The organism is Spirosoma oryzae, from assembly GCF_003002825.1.
Taxonomy (GTDB): Bacteria; Bacteroidota; Bacteroidia; order Cytophagales; family Spirosomataceae; genus Spirosoma; species Spirosoma oryzae.
This window is the reverse complement of the sequence record NZ_PVTE01000026.1, coordinates 67,056-84,525: the sequence shown is the minus strand read 5'-3', so window position 1 is coordinate 84,525 and position 17,470 is coordinate 67,056. Positions and strand designations below refer to the sequence as shown.

The following is a 17,470-nucleotide window of genomic DNA, read 5'->3' as shown; positions in this document are numbered from 1 at the left end:
GAGGCCGAAAGCGTGTCATCTGACTGAATTCACTCATTTTGTTGGGGGTTGTGTCACCAAATTTACTCGTTTTCAAAACCCCTACAAGATTAGCCCTGAAGGGGGAACGATTTAGTTGCGGAATGCTCCCCCTTCAGGGGGCTGGGCCGTTAAGTTCTGTTCCGCCCTACCCCCCAGCCCCCTAAAGGCTAATCTTGTAGGGGTTTCACGTCCTGTACTTAACTGGCTTTATGGACAGGCTTTTTTACCCCTAAATCCCCTGAAGGGGACTTTACTCGCACTTAGAAAAAGTCCGGCAGCGGCCGACCGCCCTTCAGGGGATTTAGGGGTAAAAAAGCTCCTTTGCGAAGTGCTCGGTTTTGAAGGCTCAAAACCCCTACAAGGTTAGCCCTTTAGGGGGCTGGGGGGTAGATGGACTAGAACTTAACAGCCCTGCCTTCGAATGGGACTTGTGCTGGTTGCCGGCCTGCATACTGGCTTCATCTGGTAGCTAGTACCGAGGCCGCTACGGGAGCCGTCGGAATCTATTTCTTTCGGGCATCTAAACACAGATAAAGTCACGAATCATCGTAGTTTAGCTCAGTCGATAATCGACAAAGCGCTCTGAAATTCATGAAACAGCCACACATCTACGTAACACTAGGCATCGTTTTCCTGCTTTCGGCCGTAACGTCAACCTATGCCTGCACCTGCGTCAGACCCAAGAACTGGACGCTCAAATACGAGCTGAGCAAGGCAACCATTGCCGTCAAAGGACGAATTATCAGTGGAACCGATTACAATGATCCCGATTTCCAATGGTCCTTGAAACTGTTCAAGCTCGTTGTTGACAGGCGCTACAAAGCACCCGCAGGCACACCTGATACCCTATCGATCCTCACAGGTCGGGATAGCGGCCTTTGTGGCTATGCGTTCAAACTTGGCCACGACTACATTGTCTATGCCACCGACTGGAATCCGACGGGTGCTATGCCTGACAAATCAAAGTCAGGTCCGAACGCAATCTTCCAGACGGATATCTGTACAGCCACGAAGGAATCCAATCGAAAAGAACTGGCTCAGTTAAGGCGACTGACCCGTTGAACGCTTCCAGTTTCGCCAGCGCGCCACGAAACAGACTTGCTGGTAACGGTATGGCGTCTGTCAGCTGTCAGTCTGCTACGGTTGAAAAGCGCGTTTAGCAACCGGTAAACTGTCGTAGACCCCTATCTTTGCTATCCAGTTACACGCATCAACGTCCTTCTGATTAGTTTGTGAAAAGTGGCCGATACCAGTCGCTCTTTCGCTCATTCACTCTTTCGCTCTTTATTTCCCTGATGCAGGTTCTCAAGTTTGGCGGCACCTCCGTAGGTTCCGTAGAAAGTATCAAGCAGGTTATTCAGATCATCGACAGCTATCGCCGGGACGACGGTTCGCAGCCGGGCGATCTGATTACGGTGGTGTTTTCGGCCATGGGTGGCGTTACCAATCAGTTGATTGAGATTGGGCGAATGGCCACAACCGGTAACACCGATTACATGGAGCTGGTCCGGCGGATTGAAGACCGGCACTTCAACGTAATCAAGGCGCTGATTCCGGTAAAGGAGCAGAGTAAGGTGTTTGCGCAGGTCCGGGGCGTTATCAACGAACTGGAAGACCTGCTGCGGGGTGTGTCGCTCATCCGCGAACTGTCGCCCCGCACCCTCGACCTGATTACCAGCTTCGGCGAACGCCTGTCGACCGCTGTTATTACCGAATGCATTCGTAGTCGCGGTATCTCAGCGCAGTTCCTCGACGCCCGCACGATCATCAAAACAGACGACCAGTTTGGACAGGCTGAAGTCAATTACCCACTGACGAATCAGCTGATTCAGGATCACTACGCCAACGTCAGCGCGTTACAGCTGGTAACCGGCTTCATCGGCTCGACGGACAAAAACGAAACGACCACACTGGGTCGGGGCGGGTCCGACTATACGGCCAGTATTCTGGGGGCGGCTTTGAACGCTGACATCATCGACATCTGGACCGACGTCGACGGTATGATGACGGCCGACCCGCGCAAGGTGACCAACGCCTTCAACATTCCGACCATCACCTACGCCGAAGCCATGGAGCTGAGCCACTTCGGCGCGAAAGTGATTTATCCGCCCAGCCTGCAACCGGCTTTCGCCCGCAACATACCGGTGCGGGTGCTGAACACCTTCAACCCGACGCACGAGGGTACGCTCGTCAGCCGGACGGCGGAACGGCGGCAGTATACGATTACGGGTATTTCGAGCATCGACGACATTTCGCTGGTCAACGTACAGGGGTCGGGCATGATCGGTGTTGCAGGGGTATCGGCCAAGCTGTTTGGCGTACTGGCCGCGCACAAAATCAGCGTTATCCTGATTTCGCAGGCATCGTCGGAACACTCGATCTGTTTCGCCATCGATCCACGCGGTGCCGAGAACGTAAAAGCGATTCTGGACACGGAGTTTGCCACCGAAATTGCGCACGGTCATATCGACAACATTTCCATCGAACGCGACCTGTCGGTCATCGCGACTGTAGGCGAGGGCATGCGCAAGTCATCGGGTATCGCCGGTAAGCTGTTTTCGGTACTGGGCAAAAACGGGGTCAACATCGTCGCCGTCGCCCAGGGATCGTCGGAGATCAACATCTCGGTGGTCATCAACAAAAACAACCTGTCGAAAGCCCTCAACGCGCTGCACAACATCTTTTTCCAGTCGGAAGCGCGGGTGCTGAACCTGTATCTGGTTGGAACGGGGCTGATCGGCAAAACGCTGCTGCAACAGGTTGCCAAACAGGCCGAATACCTGCGCACGGAGAAGCTGCTGAAAGTGTGTGTGGTGGGGATGACCAATACCCGCAAGATGCTCCTCGACCCGAAAGGCATCAACCTCGACGACTGGGCCGAACGGCAACTGGCGGAAGGCGTCACAACCTCACTGCCGGCCTTTGTCGAGAAAATCAAAGATTACAACCTGCCGAACTCGGTCTTCATCGACTGTACGTCGGACAAAGACGTGGTGCAGTTCTACGAGTCGCTGCTCGACGCAAACATTTCCGTCGTAACGCCGAATAAGGTAGCTAACTCCGGTTCGTATGCCGAGTACCGCCGGTTGCAGCGCACAGCCCTGAACCGGGGGGTTAAGTTCCTCTACGAAACGAACGTCGGCGCGGGTCTGCCCATCATCAATACGGTACAGGGTCTGATGACGGCGGGCGATCAGTTCCTGAAAATCGAAGCCATTCTGTCGGGTACGCTGTCGTTTATCTTCAACACCTTCACCGCCGGTACGTCCTTCGCCGACGTGGTACGCGAAGCCAAGGCAAAAGGCTATACCGAACCCGACCCGCGCGACGACCTGAGTGGGCAGGATGTGGCCCGTAAGATTCTGATTCTGGCCCGCGAAGCTGGTTTCCCGCTTGAACCGTCGGACGTCACGATCAACAACCTGCTGCCCCAGTCGTGTCTGGACGCGCCGACGGTGCCCGCCTTCTTCGACGAGCTGGAACGCAACAACGATTACTTCGAAAACCTGCTCGCATCGGCCGATGCGAAGGGCGGGAAGCTGCGTTTTGTGGCCAGTTTCGAAAACGACAAAGCGGTGATCGAGCTACGCGCCGTTGGGCCGGAGCATCCGTTCTATCAGCTTACCGGTGCCGATAATATCGTCTCGTTCACGACGGAACGATACAAAGACCGGCCCCTCGTCGTGAAAGGCCCCGGCGCTGGTGCCGAGGTGACCGCTTCCGGTGTTTTCGCCGACGTCGTCAGCATCGGCAGTTACCTGGCATAAAGTTTTTTGTCATATGATATTTCTATCCAAGTCTTATCTTTACCTATATGACACCAGATAAACGCCTTGACCAGTTGGAGCCGCTCGTTGCCGATGTTCTTCAAAAAGTAGATCGGCTGATCGAGGGACAGGGGAAATTAGTTGAACTAGTTACTGGTACACACGAACTAGCCACCAATGCCAACGAGCTAGCTACCAATGCCAACCAGATAGCCACTAACGCCCACGAGCTGGCTACCAACTCCTACGAACTAGCCACTAACTCCCATGAGCTGGCCACTAACTCCTACGAGCTGGCTACCAACTCCCACGAACTGGCTACCAATGCTTATACGCTGGCGGTTGATGTCCATGCATTAGCCACCGACAACAATAAGGTGGTTACGGATCTCGCAGCTGAGGTAAAGCAGGTGAAACGGACAGGGGAAATTACCGCCAACGGTCTGGCTACGTTAACCAATGTTGTACAGACTGGTTTTACTGACATTCATCAGCAGATGTCCGATGTTCGTCAGCAGGTGTCCGACGTTCGTCAGCAGGTATCCGATGTTCGTCAGCAGATGTCAGATATTCATCAGCAGATGTTCGACGTCAAATCCGGGCAAAATCTGATTCTTCGGTTATTACAGGAGAAATTGCCTTGATTGCAGTTGTCACTGACTATGTCGTTTGCTGACAATATCAGCAAATCAGTATTCCGTAGGCGTTGGGGCTACCAGTTGAAAAACTGGTAGCCCCAACGCCTTTTTCATACCAAAAAGAGTCTGGAAGTAAACACCTTATTCAACCACAATCGGGCCGGGCCGGAGGTGGGCAGAGGGTTTGTTACCGGCGATAAACGGCCACCCGTCGGCGGTGTATTGAACGCGGTCCATGCACATTTTTCGCAGGAATCGGTCCGTATCGGGTACGTACCGATCCGTCGCGTCAACGGCATGGTAGATGATCCAGTCCTGACCGGCCGCGTCGGTGACGATGCAGTTCTGGCCGGGCGAGTCCCACTCGGCACCCGGTTGCAGAATCACGTGCTGATCGGGAATGGGCTGAAAATTCGTCAGCGGGTTATCGGACCAGTAGACACTAATTGCGTAGCCCCCTGCCTCCCACGTATTGTCGCCCGACACCCACATGAAGTACCGCTTCGACTCCAGCCTGTATACCACAAACGCACCCTCACGCAGCGTTTCAAATTTGACACCCGGTCGTGGCGGTAACACGTCGACGGGATCACCGATAAACGTAAAGCCGTCCCGCGCTACTTCATAGGCCCGGATCGGTTCATGCGCTGAGCCGTAATACAGGTACTGTTTTCCCGTCTGCGGATCGGCAAAAAAATGCGGATCGATCATGGTGTACCCCCCACCCATCTGCGTTGTCAGGGGCTTACCGATGTCCACGAAGTTATCGGGCGTCTTCGATGTAGCCAGCGCCAGCTGCATGTCGTCGCCATTGTCGGGTTTGGCTGCGTAGTAAAGCCGGTATTCATCCTCGACCAGCACTACCTGCGGGCACCAGAATTCCCGACAGTGCCTGGCCCAGACCGGCGGTTCGACCAGCGCACCCACCGGCTCCGACCAGTTGACCAGATCGGTCGAATGGCTAAGCTGGATGTTGCACGTAGTCGGTGAGAATTTGTCGTGGGTGGCGTAGGCATAATACCCACCCGTCGGAGCGGCAATGACGGATGGGTCCGGGAAATCGGTAGGTAGGAGCGGATTTTGGTAACGGGTCTGTTTCATAGTCGGAAAACGGGATGTGCGACGGCCGGGAACGAGTAAGCGATATGCATCACTACCTTCACCAATGTTATAGTAAGCAATTTGCCCACACCACAGTTTTAACCGACCGTATTTTAGTATGCTACAGCAACGCAGTCCTCTTCTAACCAACACAACCTATTTGATTCGTTATCATCGTATTGATTTTGTCATTCCGAGCCTGCGAGGGATCTTCAGTGACGAACTTTTTGTGTCACCTAGGAAGATCCCTCGCAAGCTCGGGATGACAACGTGTGTCCTCAGCAGTTCAACAGCGTGTTGCAGCCGACATAGCACGATTATCCTGTGGTTGCTAGCCCTGCTACTGACGTGCTCCGCTCGCGCAACGCCAGTACGAACAGACTCGATTACCCACGATTACAAACAAGCCGTCGATTACTGCCTGTTTCGGCAGTACGACCGGGCAGAACCGGCCCTGCTGAGCATTATCCGACAAGTCAACCATCCGGCCCGGCAGGCGGCAATTTTTCTGCTGGCGGAAGAGGTATACCTGTGGCGTGGGCAGTATACGCGGTACGTCGCGCTGTCCGACTCGCTGGGGTATCGGGGCTACAACTACGAATTGGCCCAACGGATGCGCTCCCAGCCGGCGATGGTACTAACACTGCCCGACAGTGTCCACCAGTCGTTTAGGCTACAGAAGCGCGGGCACGTTGTCGTAACCTTGTTCGTCAACGGCCGGCCGAAACGCTTTCTGATCGACACCGGTGCGCAGCGAACCATGCTCTCGACCCGCCTGGCTGCGGAACTGGGGTTGTCTACACTTATCGACACCAAGGTTGATAACTCGCTGGGTCAGGCACTTCCCTCGTCAGTTGCGCTGCTGGATTCAATCCAGTTTGGGGCGTTACAGGTCAACCACATCCCGGTTTTTGTCCAGTCGCTGTGGGGTTTCAACGCCGACGGGGCACTGGGCTGGGACATTCTCCGTCAGTTTCGCATAACCATCGACTACGTTAACCGCACCATTACGCTGACAAATCCGACGGGGCCAGGTAGCCCGGTTCCGAATCTGCTGGGCGGTAGTCGACCATTGCTACAGGTGCAGAACAAGACGGGCGGTTACATGACCCTATTCTGCGACACGGGTGACAACGGACAAGTCACCCTAACACCACAGGGGAAGGCAAAACTAACCGACGGTCAACCCGGACACACGCTGAGTTTTGACCTCGGTTTTGGTGGACGCCTGCGTCTGCGCCGTACCAACGCCATGAAACAATTTACCATTCAGGCTGACGGGCACGCGCAGCAGCTACGCAAGCAATCCGCTGAACTTCCGGCCGAGCAGATCAGCAGCGTATTGATCGATGGTCGTATTGGCAGCGGTTTCTTTCGGCACGGTAGACTTACCCTCGATCCGGCCCGTAATCAGTACGACTACCAGCCTATACAGCGACCGTAAGCCAATAGCGGCATTCTCATTTTTCAGCACCGGATAAACGGCATTCGCACCTACTTTCTGCCTGATTAGCCCGGATAGTCAACCCGCTTTACTGCTAAAATTTGTAAATTTTAGGAGCGAAATGCGCTAAGTATGACGTATTGGCTAAAAAATTGGGTTTTGCCTCTTTGTCATTCCTGATTGGCCTTACGTCGGTCCTGTGACACGTTACTTCTGCTCAACAGCCCTATGGATTTAATCCGTTCTGCCTTACGGAAACCGATCACGATTCTGGTTCTGGTGGCGAGTTTATTCTTCTTCGGAATCAATGCCGTTCGCAACATCAAGATCGACATTTTTCCGAACCTCAATCTACCCGTTATCTACATCTCCCAACCGTTTGGGGGCTACACGCCCAACCAGATGGAGTCGTTTTTCGGGAAACAATACGTCAACCTGCTCCTGTATGTATCGGGGGTAAAAAGCATTGAAACCAAGAACATTCAGGGCCTGACGCTCATTAAGCTATCGTTCTACGAGGGCACCAACATGGCGCAGGCGGCCGCTGAGGTGTCGGCGTACTCCAACCGGGCACAGGCCATTTTTCCACCCGGCTCCCAACCGCCGTTCATTCTTCGTTTCGACGCATCGACGCTGCCGGTCGGTCAGTTGGTGTTGAGTAGCCCCAAACGGACGAACAACGAGTTACAGGACCTGGCCAACGTCTACGTCCGGGCGGGGTTCAGTTCGATTCCGGGGCTGGTAGCGCCTGCACCCTTCGGCGGTAACTCGCGGACCATCGTGATTCGGGCCGACCCCGAACTGATGCGCTCGCACAACCTGACCCCCGATCAGCTGGTGGCGGCCCTGCGCGTCAACAATCAGGCAACCCCGGCGGGCAACGTGCGTGTCGGCGACCTCAACTATTTCACACCAGCCAACACGACGATTCGAAACCTGCAGGACTTCGGCAATATTCCGCTTTACACCGGCGGGGTACAGAACCTGTATTTGAAAGACGTTGCCACGGTCGAGGATGGGGCCGACATTACGCAGGGCTATGTGCTGGTCAACGGGAAGCGGTCGGTCTACCTGCCCATCACCAAATCAGCCGATGCGTCGACCTGGGAGGTGGTGCAAAACCTGAAAGCGGCCCTCCCCAAGTTTCAGGCCTTGTTGCCCGAAGACGTGCAGTTGACCTACACCTTCGACCAGTCGGTTTACGTCATCAACTCGGTTGAAAGTCTGCTGACGGAGGGGGCTATCGGGGCTATCCTGACGGGGCTGATGGTCCTGCTTTTCCTGGGTGATCTACGCGGTGCGCTGATCGTGATTATCACCATTCCGACCTGTATCATTTCGGGCGTCCTGTTTCTGTCGCTGTTCGGGCAGACGATTAACATTATGACCCTGTCAGGACTGTCGCTGGCCATCGGTATTCTGGTCGATGAATCGACGGTGACGATCGAAAATATTCACCAGCACATGGACATGGGTAAGCCCAAAGCGCTGGCCATCTGGGACGCCTGTAAGGAAATTGCCTTCTCCAAACTACTGATTCTGTTCTGTATTCTGGCCGTTTTTGCCCCCGCCTTTACCATGACGGGTATTCCGGGCGCACTCTTTTTACCACTGGCGCTGGCAATCGGCTTCTCGATGATTACCTCCTACGTCATGGCCCAGACACTGGTACCGGTTCTGGCCAACTGGATGATGAAGGAACACAACCACGGACAGAGCGGCCATGCCAACGGTACGAATCTGAACGGCAAACTCGCCCCCAGCAACGGGCACGCAAACGGCCACGTCAACGGAAAGAACGGCGTCGTTACCATGACCGGAACGAATACCGACGACGATATTGTCGCGCAGAAGCAGCAACTGGCTCACCAGAAAGACCTGGACAACGACGGCAAGATCGGGCTGTTCGAGCGGGTGCGGATTCGCTTCGTCCGGTTCATCAACCGGGCGCTACCCTACCGCCGACCCATCGTGTTGCTGTACGTCGTTGGGGCGCTGGGACTGGCCGGTCTGCTGATCTCGCTGATCGGCCGCGACGTACTGCCCAAAGGCGACGCGGGCCAGTTTCAGGTTCGGCTCCGCTCGCCGGACGGCACCCGATTGGAAAAGACCGAAGCAACCATGCTCAAGGCGCTCAATGTACTGAACGGCATCGTTGGGAAGGAAAACATCGAAATCTCGTCGGCGATGGTAGGGATGCACGGGTCGCAGTTCTCGACCAGCCCGATCTATCTGTTCATGGCCGGACCGCAGGAAGGCGTCCTACAGGTCAGCCTGAAACACGACTACGACACCGACATGGACGCGTTGAAAGACGAGTTCCGGGCCCGGATGCATAAGGCGCTGCCCGACGTAAAAATGTCGTTCGAACCCATCGAGCTGACGGAGAAAATTCTGAGTCAGGGATCGCCGACGCCGATTGAGGTGCGGCTCTCCGGCAAGAACAAAAAGCAGAACGAGGAGTACGCCAACAAGGTCATCGCCAAACTACGGGAGATCCCCTACCTGCGCGACGTACAGATCGGCCAATCGACCAAATATCCGACCATCGACGTCACCATCGACCGGACGCGGGCCGCGCAGCTGGGTACCGACGTATCGAACATTTCCCGCTCGCTGATTGCGTCGACCTCGTCGTCGCGTTTTACCGAGAAAAACGTCTGGATTGACCCCAAGTCAGGACAGAGTTACAGCGTGCAGGTACAGATTCCGGAGAACCAGATGCGCAGCGTCGACGACCTGAGCGAGATTCCGGTATCGCCCAATAACAACCGGCCGGTACTGGGCGACGTAGCAACGATTCAGAAAGGCGTAACCTACGGCGAAAACGATAACCTCGGGGCCATTCCGGTCCTGTCGGTAACGGCGAACCTCAACGACATGGATCTGGGCACAGCCGCCCACGACGTACAGAACGCCATCAATTCGCTGGGTGAACTACCCCGTGGTCTGACCGTCAAACTGCAGGGGCTGAGCGAAGTGCTGATCGATACACTAAACAGTTTGCAAACCGGCCTGCTGACCGCCATCGTGGTTATCTTCCTGATGCTGGCAGCCAACTTCCAGTCGTTCAAAGTGTCGCTGGTGGTGTTGTGTACGGTACCGGCGGTACTCGTCGGCTCACTGGTGTTACTGATGCTGACCGGCTCGACGCTGAACCTGCAATCGTACATGGGCATGATTATGTCGGTCGGTGTGTCGATTTCCAACGCCGTACTGCTGGTCACCAATGCCGAGGAGCTTCGACTGAAAAGTGGGAACGCTTTACAGGCGGCCCGTGAAGCGGCATCGGTCCGGCTCCGTCCTATTCTGATGACCAGCGTAGCGATGGTCGTTGGGATGATTCCGATGGCATCCGGACTGGGCGAAGGCGGTTCGCAGGCGGCTCCGCTGGGCCGGGCCGTTATCGGCGGGCTGATTGCGTCTACCTTTGCGGCCCTATTCATCCTGCCACTGGTATTCGCCTGGGTACAGGAAAAAACCACCACCGAGTCGGTATCGCTCGATCCTGAAGACAAAAACAGTAAGTTCTATAGTCCCGCAACGTATGAATCGGCTACCCAAAAAGACATGGTTTAGTCTGCTGGCGGCAGGCAGTATTATTTTGTTCAGTTCGCTATCCGGCTGCCAGTCGTCTGAAGGAAAAGAAGAACGAGAAAAGAAAGCCGAATCAGCCAAAGCCGTCGAAGGAGCAGCCACCGTGGAAACGGCCGCTGTTGAAACCTTCGCCCTTCAGCGCGGCAAACTGGCCTCCGCCCTGCACATTCCGGGTGAACTGGTTGCTTACCGCGACGTCGATATCTACGCCCGCGTAACCGGCTACATCAAGAAACTGAATGCCGACGTCGGCTCGGAAGTGAAGCAGGGGCAGTTGCTGGCGCAGGCCGAAGCGCCCGAACTCAACGCTCAACTGGCGTCGGCCGAATCGAAACTGAAAGCGCAGGAAGCCCTGTCGATTGCCAGTCGGGCCAACTACGCGCGGGTGGCCGAAGCCGCCAAAAACCTGCCCGGCGCGGTCTCGAAGAACGATGTCGATCAGGCACTGGCCCGGCAAAACGCCGACCTTGCCCAACTGGCAGCGGCCAAATCGGCCTACCGCGAAGTTGCCGACCTGCGGCAGTACCTGCAAATCCGCGCGCCGTTCGACGGCATCATCAGCGCCCGTAACGCCAGCACCGGCGCGTACATCGGGCCAGCGGGCAAAGGCTCCGAATTCCCGCTGTTCGTCCTGACGGAGCAACGGCGGCTGCGTCTGGTGATCTCGGTACCGGAAGCCTACACCGGCTACGTGAACACGAACGACCGGGTTTCATTCAACGTCCGGGCCTTCCCTGACCGCAACTTCAGCGGACAGGTAAAACGCGAAGCCGGTGCGCTTGACAAGAAACTGCGTTCGGAACGGGTGGAAGTCGACGTACAAAACGACGACCGGAAACTGCTGCCGGGTATGGTCGCCGAAGTAAACGTCCCGCTACCGACGAGCAACAACGCGCTGATCGTGCCGAAGTCAGCCATCATCAATTCATCGACGGGCGTCTTCGTCATTCGGGTCAATCAGCAGAAAGCCGAATGGGTGCCGATCAAGCGTGGCCTGGAAGCCGACGAGAAAGTAGAAATTTTCGGCGCGCTCAAGGAAGGCGACAAGCTCGTCACCGAAGCCACCGAAGAAATCCGCGACGGCTCGCCGGTTAGCGTAAAGTAGAGACGCGATCGCACCGGCGACCCGGCCATCACGTCTCAGCACGCGTCAGCAACACCATCCGTCAACAACACCATCCGGTTCCTGAGACGCGAAGGATCGCGTCTCTACTCACACGAATACCCGAAGGTCTGGCGGTTCTTTTTGCTGATGGGGGTCGGGACGCTGGACTGATAGAGCAAGGCCGTCTGCTCGCGGGTGGTCAGTTTGTTGTCGGCGTCGTAGGTGAGGGCGAAGGTGCTGTTTTCGCGCATGGTGGCCCGGCTGCCGTCGCTGTTCAGGTTATACGACAGCAGCGCGGTAGGTGCCAGTTGGTGCCAGAATCGGCCCGGCACCGTTTCCATATCCGTGGCCAGTGCTACCACCGTCAGCAGCGGGCGATAGGCAAAGCGGATATAGGGCGACGGCCGCGTGTCGAACGTGAATGTTGCTTCCTGAGCGAGTGTCAGCCCGTCGCGCAGCGTAAATACATCGCGCTCCGCCGTCAGGTTTCCCGCAGCATCGTAGGTAAACGTGTACTCGCGCTGACGGGTCAGGGAATTGGCGGGTAACACCTGTCGGCTTTCGACGATACGCGTCAGCACACCGCCCGCGCCGTATTGCATGGTGAAGGTCGACTGTACCGTACCACCCCGCGCAAATGTCGCACTAACGGGTAGCGAACTCATGCCATAACTCATTGCAATCACGTCCTGGCCACTGACGGCGCGGGCGGGCAGGTTGTCGCTCAGCTCAATACCGAACGTAGCCGTCTGACTGGCCGTGCGGGTCGTTATCGTGTTGACTCCGTCCGTACCGTAGGTCGCCGACCAGCTGGTTTCGTCGGTCAGTTTACCGCTGGTTTCGACCAGTTGATCGGTTACGCTGCTCAACCGGCAGGTATCCGTGGCCACCGGGTTATCGGGATGGCAACCAGTACCGAGCACTACCCCCGTAATAAACAGCCCGAAGCAATGAAGTAAACGGTGTATCATAGTCATTTCTGGTAACAAACAAATATACGTCCAGCCACCACGACAACGACGGGCGTACGCGCGAAAAGTTGTAGTTTCGCTATCCCTGACACCGGCTAAATCGTTATAGCATACGGCCCATCCTATCCGTTGAATTTTCCATCTGTGTTACTCGATACCACCCAGCAGTTGCTCGTCGAACGTATCCGCGACATCGGTCACCCCGAAGCCGTCCGCCGTTTTTTCGGGTTACTGAAAGAACTGATCGACGTCGTCAATCTGCCCAACGGTGACAGCCGGCTGGCTTTTACGATTCGCAAAGATCAAAAAGCCATTACCGCCAACGTCAACTTTTTCTGGGCCTTGCGTCTGGTCAAACCCCACCGGGGCGAACCCGAATTCTGGCTAACGATCAAGAAGTCGGCGCAGGACCAGCTTACCGATTTTCCTGAAATCGATTTCAGCGGTGTCAGCCAAAAATCAGGCTACATAGCGGCAGTTATCGGTCAGTCGAGCGCGCACCTGCTTTATCAGCCGACCGTTCAGCAATGCTGGCTCGACTGCCTGCCCGAATTGGTCGAAACCGGCAAACGCGGTCCGCACTCGGCCCGGCACAACCCCGACGTCTACCGCGCGGCCGAAGACGAAGCCTTTCTCAGCGAACTGATCCGGCTGGCCGACGACCCGTCGCTGGGCGAACGCCACCCGAACGGGCATACCGTCGAAGAACCCGGTGCCGACTACGAAACACCTGCCCGCAACGTTCCCGACAATCAGCCGCACAACCTGATTCTGTACGGTCCGCCGGGTACGGGCAAGACCCACGCGCTGCAACCGTACCTGCGCGACGGGCGGGCCAGTCTGATTACGTTTCACCCGGCCTACGGCTACGAAGAGTTTGTCGAAGGCATTCGACCGGAAGTAGTAGGTAGTCAGGTCAGCTATAAAGTCAGAAAAGGTATTTTCCATAAAGCCTGCGTATCGGCGGTTCAGTTGGCCGGGTACGCTACACTAGCCGACTGCCTGAACGATTCGCCCGACAACCGGCAGCGCAAACTGACGCAGGCCCCCGCTCACTTCCTGCTGATCGATGAGATCAACCGGGCAAACATCGCCAGTGTGTTCGGCGAACTAATCACGCTGCTCGAAACCGACAAGCGGCTGGGAGCCGAACATGAACTCTGGCTGACGCTCCCCTACTCGCAGGAGCGTTTCGGTGTACCGGCGAACCTCTACATCGTCGGCACGATGAACACGACTGACCGGTCGATTGCCCTGCTGGACATTGCGTTGCGTCGCCGGTTTTCGTTCCGCGAACTCCGCCCCGACCCGTCGGTACTCCCCGTTGTCGAAACCGTCGATTTGGCGCAATTGCTGCGAACGCTCAACGAACGCATCGAATACCTGCTCGACCGCGATCATCAGCTCGGCCACGCCTACCTGCTCACCGTCTCGACGCATGCCGAGTTATGCGACGTCTTCCGCGACCGAATCATTCCGCTACTACAGGAATATTTTTTCAACGATTGGGCGCGGATACAGTTGGTGCTAGGTGACAACCGGACGTGGGGCAAAGAGCCGGATCAACGGCTGATCTGGGTGCGGAAGACGTATACCAGCACGGCCACCACCAACCTGTTCGGCGACATTCCCGACACGGTCGATGAGGTTGTCAGCTACGAAATCAACCCGCATTTGCTGGCGCATGAGTATGAACAGGTACCCCCCGCTGCTTTTGTCCGTATCTACCAAAAATCAGTGTAGCCTGACAGCGCTGTAGCATAGTACAAATGTAGCCTAGGCGTCCATATCCGGGTATCCGTCAGGGCAACTATTCGTGGCGGTAACTGTATTGGTCGCTCTCGCGCCCACCCGGACGTAGACGTCCAGGCTACAGAATAACGTGTAGCCCAGACCTCCAGGTCTGGTAGCCGTTAGGCTAACCGTTATCGTCGGCAACTTTTTAGCCGCTACCGCGGCTACCAGACGTAGACGTCTGGGCTACAAAACATACCCTTATGAAAGCACTCGTTCTGACCGAATACAATCACTTTGAACTACAGGACCTTGACCAGCCGACACCCGGCCCGAACGAGGTACTGGTACGCGTACAGGCTGTGGGCATCTGCGGCTCCGACGTGCACGGCATGGATGGCAGCAGCGGGCGACGGATTCCGCCGATGGTGATGGGCCACGAAGCGTCTGGGGTCATCGCCGAAGTGGGCAGCGACGTCCGCGACTGGGCCGTCGGCGACCGCGTCACCTTCGATTCGACCGTGTATGCACTCGATGACTGGTATAGTCGCCGGGGACAGTACAACCTCAGCGACGGCCGCGAAGTAGTGGGCGTGTCGACACCCGATTTCAAACGGCAGGGCGCGTTCGCCGAGTTCGTAACCGTACCGCAGCATATCCTGTACGCCATTCCCGATAATGTCAGTTTCACGCAGGCAGCTCTGGTCGAGCCGGTGGCGGTGGCGCTGCACGCACTGAGTCTGACACCCGTTCAGGTCAACGATTCGGCGGCTGTCGTTGGGGCAGGGATGATCGGCTTGTTTATCATTCAGGCGCTGAAACTGGCGGGCTGCTACCCCATCATCGCCATCGACCTCGACGACGACCGGCTTGCGCTGGCGCAGAAACTTGGTGCCACACACGTCATCAACGCCAAAACGGCCGACGTGCCGCAGCAGGTACAGGCGCTGACACACGGGCGCGGAACCGACGTTTCGTTTGAAGTCGTCGGTGCCGGACCAACCGTTAAAACGGCTATCGACTGCGTACGGAAAGGGGCAACAGTCACGCTGGTGGGCAATCTGGCACCAACTGTCGAACTACCCTTGCAGGCGGTCGTGACGCGGCAATTGCGGTTACAGGGGTCGTGCGCCATCAACGGCGAATACGAAGCTGCTCTGGCCCTGATTTCGTCAGGACGTATCAATGTCGAAGCCATCCTCAGCGCCGAAGTACCACTCGCTGAGGGTGCCGACTGGTTCAGACGTCTGTACGCCAAAGAAAAAGGCCTGATAAAAGTGGTATTGAAGCCCTGATATTGCATCGCTGTGCGATCACGTCTCTACCCGATAACCCGCTACTTTGCGTATCTTGTAAAAAAAAGTATGAACGCTATCAACATTCAGAACCAACCTGATCGATACGTCATCAGTATTGACAAAAACTCCGTAAGTAGTGAATTCATGATCGACTTGCTTGAGCGGCTCCAGCTAGAGCAACTCGCTCAGAAGATCGACTTCGACGATTCCATTCTGGAGATAGGTCAAGAAATCAATGCAACTTGGTGGCAACAGAACAAGCAGCGTTTTATTGGTGAATAATTGTGAGAAAGATCATCATCGACCACAACATTCTGTTCGCAGCTATTCACACGAAAACCTCACTGACCCGACGTCGGCTACTCGATAGTCCGTTTAGTTTCTATACCCCTAATTATCTGGTAACGGAGCTGTTCAAACATCGACAACGAATTGTTGAAAAATCAAAAGCGGCTGAAGAGGACGTATTTAACTACTTGAATCAGGTTATTCAGAAAATTCACTTCTTCAATGAGGAATTAATTAGCCTGGAAAACTTCTTTGAAGCCTATCACCTTTGCAAAGACGTTGACGAAAACGATACAGCCTATATCGCGCTAACCCTTGAGCTGAGAGGTGAACTGTGGACGCGTGACGAAGTATTAAAGGCTGGCTTGCGCCAACGAGGTTTCGACCGATTTTTCGATGAACATTGACATGTCCGCTCCCCTTCGTATTGCCATCATTGGCCCCGGCAAAGTTGCTCATTTGCATGCCAAAGGCGTGCTACAAACACCCGACACCGAACTTGTAGCCGTGTACGGCCGCAACGCCGACAAAGCCTCGGACTTTGCGCAGGTCTATGGCATCCCGTCTTATACAGACATTGCGGAGATGGTCAGTCGGGAACAGGTCGATTTATGTCTGGTCTGTACACCGCACCCCGCCCACCGTGAGCCGACGGTAGCCGCGCTGAACGCGGGCGCACACGTACTGGTCGAGAAACCGCTGGCGTCGTCGCTGGAAGACTGCGACGCTATGATCGAAGCAGCCCAGCGTAACGATCGGCAACTGGGTGTCATCAGTCAGCGCCGGTTTTACGCTCCCTGCCAGCGCATACGGCAGGCCATCGATGCGGGCGATTTAGGAAAACCCGCGCTGGGCGTCGTCCAGATGTACGGCTGGCGCGACGAAGCCTATTACCGAAGTGATCCATGGCGGGGTTCGTGGGCGGGCGAAGGCGGGGGTGTACTGGTCAATCAGGCACCGCACCAGCTCGATCTGCTGCTTTGGTACATGGGTGAGGTCGAATCGGTGTACGGCATCTGGCAAAACATCAACCACCCCTACATCGAAGTCGATGATACGGCGGTGGCCATCGTCCGGTTCAAAAACGGCACGCTGGGAAATATCATCGTCAGCAATAGTCAGCAGCCGGGTTTGTACGGCAAAGTACATATCCACGGCAGCAGTGGCGCGTCGGTCGGTGTACAAACCGACGGCGGGGCCATGTTCATCGCTGGTCGGTCGAGTATTGCCGAACCACCCGTCAACGACCTCTGGACCATACCCGGTCAGGAAAAGCGGCTGGCAGAATTTATCAACGAAGACACCGACTTTTTCAACCAGATCGACGCGACGAGTTATTTCTTCGGCCTGCAAATCGCCGACTTTCGCGATGCCATCCGTGACGGCCGCCCCCCACTCGTTACCGGCGAAGACGGCCGCCGGGTCGTGGCCTTGTTTCAGGCAATCTACGAATCGACACGAACGGGCAAAGTTGTTGGATACTAGAATGATTGAATGATTGAATAA

13 protein-coding genes are annotated in these 17,470 nt (G+C 55.9%); 11 read left to right on the top strand and 2 right to left on the bottom strand.

The window, feature by feature from the left end:
• Positions 1 to 612 precede the first annotated feature (612 nt).
• From CLV58_RS22900 to CLV58_RS22890, 3 genes are all read left to right on the top strand, one after another.
• Positions 613 to 1,083: a hypothetical protein gene (locus CLV58_RS22900; RefSeq protein ID WP_106140167.1), complete on the top strand. Its 471-nt coding sequence runs from the start codon at positions 613 to 615 to the stop codon at positions 1,081 to 1,083.
• Positions 1,084 to 1,316: 233 nt separating this feature from the next.
• Positions 1,317 to 3,788 carry a bifunctional aspartate kinase/homoserine dehydrogenase I gene (thrA, locus tag CLV58_RS22895; RefSeq protein ID WP_106140166.1) on the top strand — a complete coding sequence of 824 codons (2,472 nt, stop codon included), beginning with the start codon at positions 1,317 to 1,319 and terminating at the stop codon, positions 3,786 to 3,788.
• Between the two features lie 47 nt (positions 3,789 to 3,835).
• Positions 3,836 to 4,432 (top strand): methyl-accepting chemotaxis protein, encoded by a 597-nt coding sequence (locus CLV58_RS22890; protein WP_106140165.1) that lies wholly within the window; start codon positions 3,836 to 3,838, stop codon positions 4,430 to 4,432.
• A gap of 135 nt (positions 4,433 to 4,567) precedes the next feature.
• Here the strand turns inward: CLV58_RS22890 and CLV58_RS22885 are convergent, their stop codons facing one another.
• Positions 4,568 to 5,527 (bottom strand): glycoside hydrolase family 43 protein, encoded by a 960-nt coding sequence (locus CLV58_RS22885; RefSeq protein ID WP_106140164.1) that lies wholly within the window; start codon positions 5,525 to 5,527, stop codon positions 4,568 to 4,570.
• A 328-nt stretch (positions 5,528 to 5,855) separates the two neighbouring features.
• Here CLV58_RS22885 and CLV58_RS22880 point away from each other — a divergent pair, with 328 nt between their 5' ends.
• The 3 genes from CLV58_RS22880 (at position 5,856) to CLV58_RS22870 (ending at position 11,673) form a co-directional block, all read left to right on the top strand.
• Entirely contained in the window at positions 5,856 to 6,971 is a 1,116-nt protein-coding gene (locus CLV58_RS22880; protein WP_170108771.1) for a retropepsin-like aspartic protease, read from the top strand.
• 228 nt (positions 6,972 to 7,199) lie between these two features.
• Positions 7,200 to 10,550 carry an efflux RND transporter permease subunit gene (locus tag CLV58_RS22875; RefSeq protein ID WP_106140162.1) on the top strand — a complete coding sequence of 1,117 codons (3,351 nt, stop codon included), beginning with the start codon at positions 7,200 to 7,202 and terminating at the stop codon, positions 10,548 to 10,550.
• Complete coding sequence (locus CLV58_RS22870; RefSeq protein WP_106140161.1) at positions 10,519 to 11,673, top strand: efflux RND transporter periplasmic adaptor subunit; 1,155 nt, start codon at positions 10,519 to 10,521, stop codon at positions 11,671 to 11,673. Before CLV58_RS22875 ends, CLV58_RS22870 begins: the two co-directional genes overlap by 32 nt.
• Before the next feature lie 104 nt (positions 11,674 to 11,777).
• Here CLV58_RS22870 and CLV58_RS22865 read toward each other — a convergent pair whose 3' ends face one another.
• Entirely contained in the window at positions 11,778 to 12,644 is an 867-nt protein-coding gene (locus CLV58_RS22865; protein WP_106140160.1) for a hypothetical protein, read from the bottom strand.
• Between the two features lie 144 nt (positions 12,645 to 12,788).
• Here CLV58_RS22865 and CLV58_RS22860 point away from each other — a divergent pair, with 144 nt between their 5' ends.
• The 5 genes from CLV58_RS22860 (at position 12,789) to CLV58_RS22840 (ending at position 17,449) form a co-directional block, all read left to right on the top strand.
• Positions 12,789 to 14,387 (top strand): McrB family protein, encoded by a 1,599-nt coding sequence (locus CLV58_RS22860; RefSeq protein ID WP_106140159.1) that lies wholly within the window; start codon positions 12,789 to 12,791, stop codon positions 14,385 to 14,387.
• A gap of 254 nt (positions 14,388 to 14,641) precedes the next feature.
• On the top strand, positions 14,642 to 15,673 hold the full coding sequence (locus tag CLV58_RS22855) for a galactitol-1-phosphate 5-dehydrogenase (RefSeq protein WP_106140158.1): 1,032 nt from the start codon (positions 14,642 to 14,644) through the stop codon (positions 15,671 to 15,673).
• Between the two features lie 69 nt (positions 15,674 to 15,742).
• Entirely contained in the window at positions 15,743 to 15,958 is a 216-nt protein-coding gene (locus CLV58_RS22850) for a hypothetical protein (protein ID WP_106140157.1), read from the top strand.
• Between the two features lie 2 nt (positions 15,959 to 15,960).
• Complete coding sequence (locus CLV58_RS22845) at positions 15,961 to 16,371, top strand: PIN domain-containing protein (protein WP_170108770.1); 411 nt, start codon at positions 15,961 to 15,963, stop codon at positions 16,369 to 16,371.
• A gap of 1 nt (position 16,372) precedes the next feature.
• On the top strand, positions 16,373 to 17,449 hold the full coding sequence (locus tag CLV58_RS22840) for a Gfo/Idh/MocA family protein (RefSeq protein ID WP_106140171.1): 1,077 nt from the start codon (positions 16,373 to 16,375) through the stop codon (positions 17,447 to 17,449).
• The last annotated feature ends 21 nt before the right edge of the window (positions 17,450 to 17,470 follow it).